At 69.0% G+C, this 12,791-nt stretch carries 12 protein-coding genes, 1 tRNA gene and 2 pseudogenes; 7 read left to right on the top strand and 8 right to left on the bottom strand.

Features of this window, described 5'->3' with window-relative positions:
- Window positions 1–651: 651 nt before the first annotated feature.
- Window positions 652–813, bottom strand: coding sequence for a DUF6207 family protein (locus ACZ4YY_RS36140; protein WP_468299472.1), 162 nt, complete (start codon window positions 811–813; stop codon window positions 652–654).
- Here ACZ4YY_RS36140 and ACZ4YY_RS36145 point away from each other — a divergent pair.
- Window positions 788–1,514: pseudogene (locus tag ACZ4YY_RS36145) on the top strand (non-reducing end alpha-L-arabinofuranosidase family hydrolase); the annotation flags it as partial. The gene ACZ4YY_RS36140 and the pseudogene ACZ4YY_RS36145 overlap by 26 nt on opposite strands.
- 110 nt (window positions 1,515–1,624) lie before the next feature.
- Here ACZ4YY_RS36145 and ACZ4YY_RS36150 read toward each other — a convergent pair.
- Entirely contained in the window at window positions 1,625–3,325 is a 1,701-nt protein-coding gene (locus tag ACZ4YY_RS36150) for an RICIN domain-containing protein (RefSeq protein WP_468299474.1), read from the bottom strand.
- 270 nt (window positions 3,326–3,595) lie between these two features.
- On the opposite strand from ACZ4YY_RS36150, the gene ACZ4YY_RS36155 reads away from it, so the two are divergent.
- The 3 genes from ACZ4YY_RS36155 (at window position 3,596) to ACZ4YY_RS36165 (ending at window position 5,582) form a co-directional block, all read left to right on the top strand.
- Complete coding sequence (locus ACZ4YY_RS36155; protein WP_468299476.1) at window positions 3,596–3,772, top strand: hypothetical protein; 177 nt, start codon at window positions 3,596–3,598, stop codon at window positions 3,770–3,772.
- A 386-nt stretch (window positions 3,773–4,158) separates the two neighbouring features.
- Window positions 4,159–4,232: transfer RNA gene (locus ACZ4YY_RS36160), tRNA-Met, on the top strand.
- Window positions 4,233–4,511: 279 nt separating this feature from the next.
- Window positions 4,512–5,582 carry an ASCH domain-containing protein gene (locus ACZ4YY_RS36165; RefSeq protein WP_468299477.1) on the top strand — a complete coding sequence of 357 codons (1,071 nt, stop codon included), beginning with the start codon at window positions 4,512–4,514 and terminating at the stop codon, window positions 5,580–5,582.
- Between the two features lie 284 nt (window positions 5,583–5,866).
- Here ACZ4YY_RS36165 and ACZ4YY_RS36170 read toward each other — a convergent pair whose 3' ends face one another.
- A complete protein-coding gene (locus tag ACZ4YY_RS36170; RefSeq protein ID WP_468299479.1) occupies window positions 5,867–6,373 on the bottom strand; it encodes an ATP-binding protein in 507 nt (168 codons plus the stop codon).
- A 104-nt stretch (window positions 6,374–6,477) separates the two neighbouring features.
- Here ACZ4YY_RS36170 and ACZ4YY_RS36175 point away from each other — a divergent pair, with 104 nt between their 5' ends.
- Window positions 6,478–7,332: an FkbM family methyltransferase gene (locus ACZ4YY_RS36175; RefSeq protein ID WP_468299482.1), complete on the top strand. Its 855-nt coding sequence runs from the start codon at window positions 6,478–6,480 to the stop codon at window positions 7,330–7,332.
- 179 nt (window positions 7,333–7,511) lie between these two features.
- Here ACZ4YY_RS36175 and ACZ4YY_RS36180 read toward each other — a convergent pair whose 3' ends face one another.
- The 4 genes from ACZ4YY_RS36180 to ACZ4YY_RS36195 form a co-directional block, all read right to left on the bottom strand.
- Window positions 7,512–7,799, bottom strand: coding sequence for a hypothetical protein (locus ACZ4YY_RS36180; RefSeq protein ID WP_468299484.1), 288 nt, complete (start codon window positions 7,797–7,799; stop codon window positions 7,512–7,514).
- Window positions 7,800–7,843: 44 nt separating this feature from the next.
- Entirely contained in the window at window positions 7,844–8,563 is a 720-nt protein-coding gene (locus ACZ4YY_RS36185; RefSeq protein ID WP_383063195.1) for an SGNH/GDSL hydrolase family protein, read from the bottom strand.
- A complete protein-coding gene (locus tag ACZ4YY_RS36190) occupies window positions 8,560–9,030 on the bottom strand; it encodes a cupin domain-containing protein (protein WP_468299486.1) in 471 nt (156 codons plus the stop codon). Before ACZ4YY_RS36190 ends, ACZ4YY_RS36185 begins: the two co-directional genes overlap by 4 nt.
- A gap of 82 nt (window positions 9,031–9,112) precedes the next feature.
- Entirely contained in the window at window positions 9,113–9,949 is an 837-nt protein-coding gene (locus tag ACZ4YY_RS36195; RefSeq protein ID WP_468299488.1) for an AraC family transcriptional regulator, read from the bottom strand.
- 125 nt (window positions 9,950–10,074) lie between these two features.
- Between ACZ4YY_RS36195 and ACZ4YY_RS36200 the strand changes: the two are divergent.
- A pseudogene (locus ACZ4YY_RS36200) lies at window positions 10,075–10,780 on the top strand (IS6 family transposase).
- Between the two features lie 116 nt (window positions 10,781–10,896).
- Here the strand turns inward: ACZ4YY_RS36200 and ACZ4YY_RS36205 are convergent.
- Complete coding sequence (locus tag ACZ4YY_RS36205; RefSeq protein ID WP_468299490.1) at window positions 10,897–11,667, bottom strand: aminoglycoside phosphotransferase family protein; 771 nt, start codon at window positions 11,665–11,667, stop codon at window positions 10,897–10,899.
- Window positions 11,668–11,841: 174 nt separating this feature from the next.
- Here ACZ4YY_RS36205 and ACZ4YY_RS36210 point away from each other — a divergent pair, with 174 nt between their 5' ends.
- Window positions 11,842–12,330 (top strand): hypothetical protein, encoded by a 489-nt coding sequence (locus tag ACZ4YY_RS36210; protein WP_468299492.1) that lies wholly within the window; start codon window positions 11,842–11,844, stop codon window positions 12,328–12,330.
- Window positions 12,331–12,791: the final 461 nt, after the last annotated feature.

Consider the following 12,791-nt stretch of genomic DNA (forward strand, 5'->3'; position numbering starts at 1 on the left):
GGAGAGACGCGACGACATCCACGAAGCGTTCCTCGGCCTCGCCACATGTCTGATCACCCACCGCCACGTCCAACGCCTTTGTTAGGACCTCTAAGGGCACCCGCCCGGGCGTGAGCTGGTGTCATCGCTCGGCGTGACGTTCTCGGGCCTGCGGCCCCTTGGTCCCCTGAGTGACGGCGAAGCGGACCTTCTGACCCGAGACCGGGCCGATGGGCCGGTGTGGCGGGTCGTCGGCAACGGCCGCGGCGAGGATCGGGACGGCGTGGTCCTGACCACCGAGCTGCCCGGTGGCCGGAGGCCGCGCCCCGCGGGTCCCGCGCCCCGGCGAACCCCGCACACCCGGCCCCGATATGGGCTGCCCTTCTACTCCGGCGACCCGCCCTGACCCACGGTCCGCCGGCACCGCTGCCTACGGCCTGCCCTCAGTCAGCTGGTTGGCGGTGTGCTCGATCCACAGCAGCGTCCACTCGACACCGGCAGCGTCCACTCGACACCGGCCCGCCACCCGGGTTCCGCGCCGGCGTACCGGCCTTCGGCGTCGGCGCGGAATCGAGCACACCACCAGGTAGACCGACCGCACGCTGCCGCCGCCAGCCCCGACCATGCATCCGACCACGGCTGGTCAGCAGGGCGTGGCCGCCTCCCGCAGCGCTACGCGTCGGGCTCCTGGCGCAGGTCCAGGAAGCAGCGCAGCCGTGCACCGGGCTCGCCGGGCTCCCGAGTCGTACGGTCCGCCGGCGCGATGGTGCATCGCGTGGCGAGCAGTTCCTGGATGGCGAAGGCGGTCTTGGCGTCGGCCCGCCAGACCGGCATGAGCCAGAAGGCGGTGGCGCCTACGCTGTTCTACTTCGCGCCCAAGAAGATCTGGGTGCTGGCCTACCAGTGGGGTCCGTGGCCCTTCAGCTACCGCACCTCCAGCGACCCCACCGACCCGGGCGGCTGGTCCGCGTCGCAGCCGCTGTTCACCGGCAGCATCCCCCGCACCGACTCCCTCACCGGCCCGATCGACCAGACCCTGATCGCCGACGACAAGAACATCCACCTGTTCTTCGCCGGTGACAACGGCAAGATCTACAAGTCGACCATGCCGATCGGCAACTTCCCCGGCAGCTTCGGCTCGTCGTACACGACCGTCATGAGCGACACGGTCAAGAACCTCTTCGAGGCGCCGCAGGTCTACAAGGTTCAGGGCCAGAACCAGTACCTCATGATCGTCGAGGCTCGGGGGGCGACGGAGCAGCGCTACTTCCGCTCCTTCACCGCCACCAGCCTGAACGGTCCGTGGACCCCGCAGGCCGCCACCGAGTCCAATCCCTTCGCCGGCAAGGCCAACAGCGGCGCCACCTGGACCAACGACATCAGCCACGGCGACCTGGTCCGCAGCAACCCCGACCAGAACCATCGACCCCTGCAACCTGCAGTTCCTCTACCAGGGCAAGTCCCCCAACACCCCGCCGGGCACTTCCTACGACAACCTGCCGTACCGCCCCGGCATCCTCACCCTGAAGCGCTGACCCGCCTCCCGGAGAAGTCCCCGGCCCGACGAAGCTGACGAAATGCGCCCCCATCGAAGAGATGGGGGCGCATTTCGTTGGCTTTCACCTACTTGAGTAGTGCTGTACCGCTACTTGAGCGGTGTACCGCCCGAGTTGTGATAGGCGATCGTCTTGTTGATCAGGTTTCCGCCGTCGGACTCGACCGTGGTCTGTTCGTCCTGCCCCGGACCGAAGAACAGGCCGGCGATGTGGGCGTCCGCGACCTGGTCCATGTGGGCGAAGAGCCAGTCCACCTTGTCGTCCTTGTAGTGGTTGCGGGTGTTGTTCTGCGCCATGTTGCCCACGGGGATCTGCCACAGGACCACCGGCTTGCCGAAGGACTCGGCCATCGTCTTGTAGAACTTCAGCGCGGCAGCGGCCTTCTGGTCGGTCCAGAAAGTGTCACGGCCGCCGTGGGCCGGCTGTGCGTACCAGCCCGCGTCGCGGTCCGACACATCCCTGACCAGGAAGTCGGCGTTCTTCGCCCCGAGGCTCGCGTAGTCCTTGACGCAAGCCTGTGTGTTGGTCTCCCAGTCGAAGCAGGAAAGGTGCAGCCCCACGGCGGTGTTCGGCGCGTACTTGTGCGCCATCGAGATCAGGCACTGGGCGAGTCCGGTGGCGCTGTTCTCCTGCGATCCGCAATCCTTCGGATTCGCGCCCGAGACCTGTGCGGGAACCTGGTGCGGATCGCCGAGCGACCGGACGTAGCCCCAGAAGTCGGGCTCGAGGTCGATCGCGTCGTGCGACGTGCCGATCTTCTGGAGGAAGAAACGGTAGTCGTTCAGGTACCGGGTGAGCAGGTCGAGCCGGTTGATGGCCTTGACCTCGCCCGGACCGTCGCCCTCGCCTGCCGCATCCCCGAGGTCGCGCAACGAGTACCAGGTCCAGAGCATCTTCTGCGGACGCGGGCTGCCCTTGTACGTCGCCTTGGCCGCCACGTCGTCCCGCCAGGTCACGTAAGTGCCGGGCGCCGTGGTGCTGCCGTTCCAGCAGCCCCACCAGCTCGACCACGCATCCTTGCAGCGCGCTGCGGTGTAGTAGTCCGACGAGGGCGCGGGCTGGCTGTGCACATAGGCGTAGCGCGCGTCGAACGGCGCGGCGGTCGCCGAGGCGTCGGTCATCGAGCCGCCGATGATCACCTTGTCACTGCCCATGAACCGCTTCGCCGAGCTGCCGCCACCACCCGCGGGCGACGAAGGCGAAGACGAAGGCGAAGACGACGGTCGCGTGTCGCTCGGAGTCGGGCTCGCGGGAGCGCTGCTGCTCGGTGTGGTGGGCGTACCGCCGCCGCTGACGTTCCCGACCGCGACGAGCTTCCACTGCTGATCGGCGCCGCTCCGGTCGCGGTTCTGGACAACGTTGCCCCCGTTGGCCTTGACGGCCTTCTGGACACCGACAGCCATGCCGCTGAAGCGGTTGACCAGACGCAGGTAGCCGTTCGACGACTTGGCCAGTTTGAACTGCTGGTTGGCGGCGTTCAGGTCTTTCCACTGCACGATGGCGGAGCCGGCGGTCTTCGACCAGCCGAGGTCGTCCAGCACCTTGCCGGAGGTACGGTTCTTCAGCCGGTAGTACCCGTCTCCCGCGTCGATGAACCGCCACTGCTGGTTGGCCCCGCCGTGGCGCGCCCACTGCACCACCGCCGCGCCGTCGTTCTTGGCGGAGCCGCGGTCGTCCAGCACCTTGCCGCTGTTGCGGTTGACCAGCACGTACCACTTCTTCAGGTCCAGGGTTTTCTGCTCCGCCGAAGCCTGGCTGACCACGACAGCCGAGCCGGCCACGATCACCATGGCGAGACCTCCCCAGAGGCCCCGACGCGCGAGCAACCGACGACCACGATGCTTCGGACGACCACCGCGCGCGCCGCCGTCGGCACGGTGGCCGCCGCGGGACGCCACCGATGACGTGGGCGGACCGGGGACATGTCTGCGCTCTCGTTCCAGGGACATGCCTGTGCTCTCTTTCAACTGTTGCATGTGACCGGACCACTTGGCCGGACACCACTGAGTGGTCAGAGAGGCCGAAAAGGTTGCCGCGAAGATCCACAGAACCTTTTTTCTGTGGGCCGGACGGTCACCCTGAAGCTCAACGGCGTGGAGGAAGGCGGCGCCGCCCACCCGTCCACGAAAGATCAGCGAGCTGCAACGACTGGTCGCCGGCTCCAGGAGACCGTCCGCTCGTACACCGTGATCGACCAGGCGATCGGCGCGGTCATCGAGGTGTCGTCGATGCCGTAGGCGTCCCAGGCGGGGAACGGTCCGTGGGCGTCAGGCTCTCGCCGTCGGCCATGAGGCAGTCGGTCAGCGCCGCATGCAGTGCGTCCCGGGCTGTCGGCGGTCGCGTGCGGCTTGCGAGGGTAGAGGCTTCCCGTCCCTTGCCCGGCACACCCGACGCTTGGTGACCATGAGCTGACCGTAGGAAGCCACCAGGACCAAGAGGCCGGATGACCGAGAAGTTCCCGGGATTGACCGCCACCGACCACAGGTGTTGCTAACGCGACCCGGAAGATTGCTGGCCGACTGCTAGAGATCGACCGCCACTGCTAACGCGGACCCGGAACCTACAACCGCCGTACGCGCGACGCCCCGCCCACGAAGATCACTGTGTAGAGTGGCCTCACCGACGCGGGGTGGAGCAGCTCGGTAGCTCGCTGGGCTCATAACCCAGAGGTCGCAGGTTCAAATCCTGTCCCCGCTACTGACCGAAGGGCCCGGATCCGTCCGGGCCCTTCGCCGTATCCGTACCCCGCATAGCCCCGGGTGCCGACGCCGCCTCGTCTCCTCCTGGCGCAGCTGACCGGACTACCCAGAGTTTGGCGTCACTCCGGCATCGGCGGAGGCCACAGGAGCCGGGCCCGGCCGTACCGGGCCCTGGCCGCGTCCGCGCTCAGACCGTGCGGGCGCCCGATCTGCTCCCAGGTGGCGCTCACTTCCGGATCCGCGATCACCGCGCACCGCACCAGTTCTGTTCATAGACATGGCGGAGCTGCGGGGAAGGCGCCGTGACCGGACAGCCGTACGCGGTCCGCTTCTCCGCGCCGGCCGCGAAGGTCCTCGACACCCTGCCCGAGCACGCCGTTTCGAACGCCTCGAGCAGATCCGCTGGGCCCTGGTCCCCTCCCACGGCATCGTCCACGTCCGGCTGCCCTGCCCCACCTGCGGCTGGGCCGAAAAACGCGCGGAGCGCACCCGCCTGGACATCCACGGCGCCGGCGGCGCCGTGTTCACGGCCGTGTGCACCGACCACGGCCCCTACGAGGTCCTGGTCACCCCCGACCGGCCCGAACCGTACATCGACCTCGCCACCCTCTACCGCAACCTCGTCAAAGAACGCTTGCCCTCACCACCACGCACCCTCAACGTCATGGTCAAGGGCGGCGACTGGGCCTACGGCTGCCAGCTGGTCGACGAGGTCTTCGCCGCCCTGCCCGGCCCCGGCGCCCCGCCGCGCATCTTCACCCCGATGGTGCTCACCGACACCGGCGCCAAGCTGTCGAAATCGCTGATCCGAGAAGGCACCGTGCCGCCCCCGCCCGGCGCCCGCCCGTGGATGCTCGACGCCACCGCCTGGGACGGCAGCGTCGACGACTACGTCGACGCCATGGTCTGGCTGGTCGGCGTCATGCTCGCCGCCCCCAAGCACTTCTACCGCTCCTACACCGCCCAGGAGATCGACCGCCTCATGACCCGCCACACCGCAGCCCCCGCCCAGCCCCGCGCCCGGCACATGAACCTCTACCGGCGCTACTTCGACCTGGTCGCCTCCGGCCGCAAGAAGATCGAGGTCCGCGTCCAGTACGCCAACCTGCGCAACCTCACCGCCGGCCAGCACATCAAGTTCGCCTGCGGCCAGGACGAATGCCTGGTCCGCGTCGTCCGCGTCGCCCGCTACACCTCCTTCGAGGAGATGCTCGACACCGAAGGACCGGAAAACGTCAACCCCGACTCCCCACGCGAGCAGCAGCTGACGAACATCCGCCGCATCTACGGCCCCGAGAGGGAAGCCCTGGGCGTCCTCGCCATCGAGATCGAACGCGTCACAGCCTGACGGTGTGCACGAAGGCGCCCCGTCCCCGGCATTCCAGCTGCCGGGGACGGGGCGCCTCGCATCCCAGCCATGCCTGCTCACTGGGCTCAGCGGACTGCCTCCCCGGCCCGGCTCGCCGAAGCCCGGCGCTTGCTGGACCACCTTCACTGCCACGGCGGCCGCATCGCCGTCGACTCCCCGCGCCTCAACCTGCGGCCGGTCTCGCTGACGGCGATTCCCGGCTGGTGGGCGGCGGAGCCCACCCGGCTGGTCAGCACCTGGCGGCCCCCGACGGCCGCGGCGGGTCAGAAGGAGCCGGGCTCGATGATCTCCTCGCCCTCGTCGTGCGGGGCCTTGAACCGGGCGTAGAAGTCGTCCAGTGCCGACTCCGTGACGGTCAGCGCGTTGGCGTCCTCCCGGCGGTTGCGCTCCTCCAGGCGCCGCAGCAACTCCTCGCGGGGGACGGGGAAGTACAGCAGCCGCGGGTGCCTGCCAGCCTCCTCGACGAGCTTCTTCCACTCGCCCCGCGCGGCACGTGTCCACAGACCGTGGTCCAGCACCGCGTCAAGCCCGGCCGCGATCGTGTCCACCAGTTCCTCGCGGACCTCGGCGACCACTGGGGCCTCCAGGGCGAAGTAGTCCCGCTCCGGGTAGTCCACGCCGTAGCGGCCGTGCCGGGCGTGCACCCGCTCGTCCACCGACAGCCGCACCGCCCCGGCCGGCTCCAGCCGCCGCTTGGCGTGCGTGGTCTTGCCCGACCCGGTCAGCCCGACCAGCAGATACACCACCGGCCCGGCCGCTGCCGTCTTCACCCGCGCTCCTCCTTCGCCCGTGAGGACTCCTTGCGCCCAGCCTGCCACCCTCAGCCCTCGCCGTGCGGCCGGATCGGCCGCATCCTCACCCGGGAGGTCACCCCGTGATCCATCCGCCCCTGCTGCGTGCTCTGCACGCCTATGTGCGGTACGCGCCTGGCCGTCTCGGCAAACCGCAACTGGCCGCCCACCTGAGCGACTGTCTCAAGCGGCACCCGCTCACCGCGTCTGCCCGCGCCCGTGACGGCGCGGTCTTCCCTGTGGTGACCAGCGGCGTCATCCAGCGCTACCTGTGGCTGTTCGGCACGTGGGAGCCGTACCTGACCGCCTGGATGCGTGCCCGCCTCGCCCCCGGCGACACGGTGGTGGACGCGGGCGCGCACAACTTCACGGTGCTGGCCTCCCGGCTCGTCGGGCCCGCCGGCCGCGTCGTCGCCATCGAGCCGTCCCCCGTCTTCCACCGGGCGCTGACGGCGAACCTCGCGGCCAACGGGTGCGGCAACGTCCGTACCGTCAACGCCGCCGTCTCCGACGCTCCGGGGCGGATGACCTTCTACCTGGAGCGCTCCACCAACCTCGGCGGCACCACCGCCGTCCGCCCGCGCATCGTGGAAGCCTCCTTCGACGCCGACGCGGCACCGCTGCCGCACCTGCTCACCGAAGAGGAACTCGCCGCCGCCCGTCTGATCAAGCTCGACGTAGAGGGCGGCGAGGCCGCGGCCGTGCGCGGGCTCGCCCCGCTCCTTGACCGGCTGCGTCACGACGCCGAGCTGGCCATAGAGGTCACCCCCAGGCTGCTGGCCAAGCAGGGCCAGGCCGTCGACGACGTCCTCCGCTCCTTGCGCGAGCACGGCTTTCACGTGTACCGGCTGGCCAACGACTACGCCGCGGCCAGCTACCGGCCGCCCTCGCACGGCCCGCACCCGCGATCCGATGGCACGGGCCCGTCACCGAGATGAGCGACCTGGTCCTCTCCCGCACCGACGCCGCCACCCTGCCGTCCCGCTCCTGAACCGCACGTCCTATGCTCCAGATGCCCGGCCGGAGGATGTGCCGGACCTCCGGCCGGGCCCTGGCCACGCTCAACTGCTGCCCGCCTCGCAGACGCCGCGTACGGCGTCGCGGATGTCCAGGACCATCACGCCGTCGATCTTCTCGATGCCGCCGGAGCCGAAGCGGACCAACAGCGGGTAGGCGCCGGCGTGGCGGGCGAAGGCGAGTTCTGCGCGGACGCCGCGTTCGGGGCGGAGTCGATCTCCACCACGATGTCCGGGAGGCCGGGCATCCAGATCACCACGTCCAGACGTCCGTAGCGGCCCTTGCCGTCCGGCACCACCGGCAGCCGCAGCTCCCTGTAGGCGCGGGCGTAGGGCGTCAGCACGCTGTCCTCCAGCAGCTCCTCCGCCGCTGCCCGAAGCCATGCCACCTCCGCGCGGTAGATGACATCCGACCGGCCGGGCGCGGAACCAGCTACGCGCTCTGGGTCAGCAGACCGGCGTCGATGACCTCGGCGATAAGGGTGGCGCCGCGGCTGTTCTGGTGGATGTGGTCGGTCGTGAGCACGAGACCTCGCCGCCGCGAGATCGTGTCGAGGCTGCGGCGCAGCACCGCGTGCTGGACGAGGACGCCGACGACCGCTGCGGGCGTCACCTCCCGGTATGAAATCGGCGGCGGGTCCGCTTGGCGCAGTTCCTCGATCTGGCGTTCGTGGAGCGGAAGGTAGGCCACCTCGTTGGTGGCGGCGACCTCGGCGATCATCCGGCTGTACGCCTGCGATGCCTGTGCCGCTGCTCCGTCGAGTTGTTGGCCGAGTACCGGTAGCGACAGCAGACCGATCGTCGCGTCGGTCTCCGCTCGCAGCCGTGCGACGACGGCTCCCAGGCACTGTTGGAACCAGCCGGCCGACGGGCGATCGGGGAGCTGTTTGCGCTTCATGGCCTGCTCGACGGGGTAGCCGGCAAGGCTCGCTCGGGCGTCGTTGGTCCCGATCAACACGGTGATCACATCGGGTGGGTTCGTGACGACAGCATCGAGGCGCTGCAAGAGGTTGTAGGCGAAGTCGCCGTTGGCGCCGAAACGGGCAAGCTGCACGTCACCGGGAGGGTGGCGTCGTCCGAGAAGATCCAGGTAGTCGACGCTGAACTGCGCGCGGGTGAGGCTGTCGCCGAGGCACGCGATGCGTGTCGTCACGGCGCTTCCTCCGGGCTGGGCGTGCCGACGCGTTCGGTCGGGAGGGTGTCGGTCCGAGGACGGTGGTCGGTGCCGAGGGTCGCAGTGATGGCCAGGATGGACGTCGGCCCCTCCATGTCGACCACGTGCCATACCCCGGCCGGGTTGATGGTGGCCTCGCCCAGCCCGAGCAGAACGTGGTCGGGCACCCCGTCCACGTCGCGGGTGACCGTCACGGACCCGCTGAGGCAAACGACCAGTTCGTCGCCTGCAGGGTGGCTCTCCCAATGGTCGCCGAGCCCGTCGCCGTCGAAGATCATCACCATTCGGCCCTCGGCGCCGTCTGCCGCGACCGCGGCGCTGTAGGCCTGGAGCACCTCCGGGTCCCAGGTGAAACCCTCGACGGGTTTCGCTCTCGATCCCAGTCCGAGGTGCACGGGGGTGGTCCGCAGGTCCATGGCATTGCGTTCGTGATTGACGAGTCTCATGCCGACGATCGTCCAGGACAGCGATCGGGCGGTCTTGAAGAAAAGGGAAGAGAAGCCGACGCGAAGGGCAGACGGTTGGCGGCTACCCGGCTCCGAGGAGGACTTCGCTGCGACGCCAGGCCGTCGGCGATCGGCCCGTGAACTCGCGCCAGTCCCGAACGAGATGGGCTTGGTCGGCATAGCCAGAGACGGTTGCCACATCGGCCCACGGGAGCGGGTCCCGCGCCGCAGCCAGTTCGTGCGCGTGCTCGAAGCGCAAGACCCGGGCGAAGGTCTTCGGCGACAGGCCCACCTCACCGCGAAACCGCTCGGTGAGGTACCGACGGCTCCAGCCGAGTTCCGCGGCAACCGCACCAACCTGGACGCAACCCCGCGCGGCGACGAGGCGGCGCCATGCCTCGGCTACCTCGGGGCGCACCCAGCGCACAGGGTCGCCGCAGGCGCCACGGCCGACAGCTCGGAGGAGCAATTCGTCCAGCGCGGTGAACCGCGCCGCCCATGTTGTCGCCGATCGGAGCCGGTCGACCAGCTCGACGGCAAGCGCTCCGAGAAGCTCGTCAAGTGGGACCAGTCGGTGGGCGAGCTCGGCGGACGGCATGCCGTAGATGGCCCGGGCCCCGAGCGGTGTCAGCGATACCTGAACACCTTGCTGGCGTCCGTCGTGGTGAATCGCGACGGACCGGCACATCAGACCGCCGGCCACGCTGCCGAATCGGTTGACCGGTGACCCGTCGTCAACGCCCGCCGCCACCTCCAAAGGATCTGACAGGCTGATCACCGCAGTGAGCGCGCGGCTCGGCGGGCCGCAGTGCACCCCCGTCGGGAGCCCGCGGAGGTCGAAGCCGACATACGAGTCGACGTACTGCCGCAAGACGGGCGCCGGACGTGCACCGATCCCGGTGGCCGTGTGGTCCTCCATTTTCGCCAGTGTACGAGCCGCCCAGCCCAGGAAGATCACACTCCAACGACTGATCACCACCGTTTTGCGGCTGGTGACGATCCTGCTGGCGCTGTCACGTTGGCTGACTGGTGGGATGATCTTCGCTGTCGTACAAGGGGCACCGGTACCCGGTCGAGGTCATCTCCCACTGTGTGTGGCTGTACTTCCGCTTCCCGCTGTCGTTCCGCGAGGTGGAGGAGCTGATGCTGGAGCGCGGGATCGTGGTCTCGTACGAGACGGTGCGCCGCTGGTGCGGCAAGTTCGGGCAGACCTACGCAGGCGCGCTGCGCCGCCGGCAGCCTCGGCCTGGGGACACGTGGCACCTGGACGAGGTCTTCATCAGGATCAACGGGGTGCAGCGGTACCTGTGGCGGGCCGTCGACCAGGACGGCAACGTCCTCGAAATCCTCCTGCAGAACCGCCGGGAGAAGGCCGCGGCCAGGCGCTTCTTCCGCAGACTATTGAAGAGGACCGGTGCGGTGCCTCGGGTGATCGTCACCGACAAGCTCCGCTCCTACGGTGCCGCCCACCGCGAGGTCATGCCCTGCGTCGAGCACCGGCAGTCGAAGTTCCTGAACAACCGGGCGGAGAACAGCCACCAGCCCACCAGGCAGCGCGAACGGGCGATGAAAGGCTTTCCGCTCGGTGGGCGGAGCACAGCGGTTCCTGTCCGCGTTCAGCGGCATCTCGCCCCACTTCCGGCCCCGCCGCCATCGGATGCCCGCTGGCGCCCACCGCGCCGAGATGACCGTCCGCTTCGCAATCCGGGAGCAGATCACCGGCGTCGCCAGCCCTGCCGCCACGGCCTGACCACAGCCCGGAACCGGGCTCCACCAGGCCACGACATGCCATCAGACACCTACCCACCCAACAGCGTGACAGCGCCCTCTGACGGCCAGAAGTGCGGTCGGTGACGGGCGAATCGGCTACTCGACCAGATGTCGGTGCGCCTTGCTCCAGTTGATTCTGTGGTCAAGTTCGGTCAGCAGCCCGTCGGCGGCCCACGTGGCCTGGGGCTCGTGCCCCTGCTCGGCCAGCCGGCGCACGAGGTCGGCATTGTCCTGCTGTCTGGCTATGACGGCGTCGACGATTCCCACGGTCGAGTCAAGGCCGTACGCACTGCAGAAGTGCTCCAGCCGCAGACGGCGGTTGGGCGGCGCCGGGTAGTGCAGCCAGCGCAGGCACTCGGCGTCGTCGCGGAACGGGGCAACGTACTCCAACGCGTAGGCGACGTCGTGCAAGCGTGGCGCCGGGCGAGCAAAGTCCCAGTCGATGATTCCCACCGGTTGGTTGCCCTGCCAGACGACGTTCCAGGGGCCGAAGTCCCCATGGCAGATAACCTCGTCGTCCCCGGAGACACCTGCGTCCGTGGACCAGGTCGCGCCTGGCGGAGGTGAAAAGCTCTCGCAGGCATCGTGGCAGTCGCGCAGAAGTCGGGCGAAATTGCTCAGGCCTAGGTCGTCCACGACCTTGGCCCAGCCCGACGCTCCGGAGTCACCGTCGATGTAGGTAAGGACTTCGCGACCCTCGTCGTCGAGTCCCAGCGGTCGGGGCGCATAGGCGAACCCCACATTCTCCAGGTGCCGCAGCAACGCGTGGACGGTGGGCGTCCAGGGCTGGGCGGGCCTGCGGACGGTGTCACCGATCCGCACCACCCGACGGTGGGCACCGTCCTGCATCACTTCCTCGCTCGACACCCGGTTCACGCTACCCAGCTGTCGAACAGGCGTCACCTCGATTACCGTCAGCGACGATGGAGGCCAGTCACCTCCCCACCCAACGAGGCGCCACTGGGGGTTCCCCACTGGCCCCGAGTACAGGAGAAGCCCGGCCTTCGCACGGCGGCGAACTGGGGTTGAGAAACTCCAGCTATGGGATCTTGGGGAACGTTGGGGCCGGCGCTGTTGTCTCTGGCGGGTGTTGCGCTCGGTGCGGGCGGATCGCTGTTTGGCCAGTACCTCGTCTCGCGAGTAAGCACTCGGCAGCTCGAAGTGCAGGAGTCAGCCGCGCATCGCGCGGAGCTCAAGAACGCGGTCTTGAAGTTCCTGGGCATTGCGTCGCAGGTGGAGAAGGCGGCACTCGCCCGCTCGGGCAGTGGCGACACCTCGGCCGATCCCGTGCTCGACCACCTTGTCGACGACCTGTGGTTGGCTCATGCGGAGATCGACCTGGCGGCCAGAAGCGAGCCCCTGCGGGGCGCCGCCTATCGTTATGCAGCCCGCCTCGCCGAGGCCGCCCGGGGTGAGATAGCCGGCGGGGCCGCGCTGCGCGGGCCGCAGGCGCAGTTCTTCGACGCGGCGTATAGCGATATGTGGCCTGGCCAGCGACGGGCGGCCGGGGATTTCGTGGCACCTCAGTGAGACGGTGCTGAGGGTGGGACGATCTTGTCGTGGCTGGTGTGATCACGGCGTCAGAGCCGATCGCGGCCGTCTGACCGCTCCACCTCAACACCAAGGCCCGCACCGATCGGTGCGGGCCTTCTTCGCGTATGCGGCCTGCCGCCTGAATAGAGCGGCCGGTGCCCAATCCGCAGAGCGGGTGGCAAGGGCACCGGCCAACCAAGACCCCACTCAAAACGGTGCTGTTCCTTCACCGATGAAAGGCACTGATGCTGACTCGTCGGAAGTGGCGAGGGGACGGATCCGACGCTTCCGGCCGTTCCGCAGAAGCAAGCAGGTCTCGGTAGGAGCGTGTGTCAGTAACCGGCAAGCAGGCCACGCCTGGAGCTCGACACAATGCGGCGGGGGGGGGGGGGGGGGGGGGGGGGGAGGGGGGGGAGGAGGGGGGGGGGGTGGGGGGGGGGGAGGGTGGGTGGGGGGGG

It is taken from the genome of Streptomyces sp. NPDC030143 (assembly GCF_055573695.1).

Coding starts and splice junctions, on each gene's coding strand:
- ACZ4YY_RS36210 (WP_468299492.1), top strand. CDS start 11,842: ATGGGATCTTGGGGAACGTTGGGGCCGGCGCTGTTGTCTCTGGCGGGT.
- ACZ4YY_RS36190 (WP_468299486.1), bottom strand. CDS start 9,030: ATGAGACTCGTCAATCACGAACGCAATGCCATGGACCTGCGGACCACC.
- ACZ4YY_RS36195 (WP_468299488.1), bottom strand. CDS start 9,949: ATGGAGGACCACACGGCCACCGGGATCGGTGCACGTCCGGCGCCCGTC.
- ACZ4YY_RS36165 (WP_468299477.1), top strand. CDS start 4,512: ATGGCGGAGCTGCGGGGAAGGCGCCGTGACCGGACAGCCGTACGCGGT.
- ACZ4YY_RS36150 (WP_468299474.1), bottom strand. CDS start 3,325: ATGGTGATCGTGGCCGGCTCGGCTGTCGTGGTCAGCCAGGCTTCGGCG.
- ACZ4YY_RS36140 (WP_468299472.1), bottom strand. CDS start 813: ATGCCGGTCTGGCGGGCCGACGCCAAGACCGCCTTCGCCATCCAGGAA.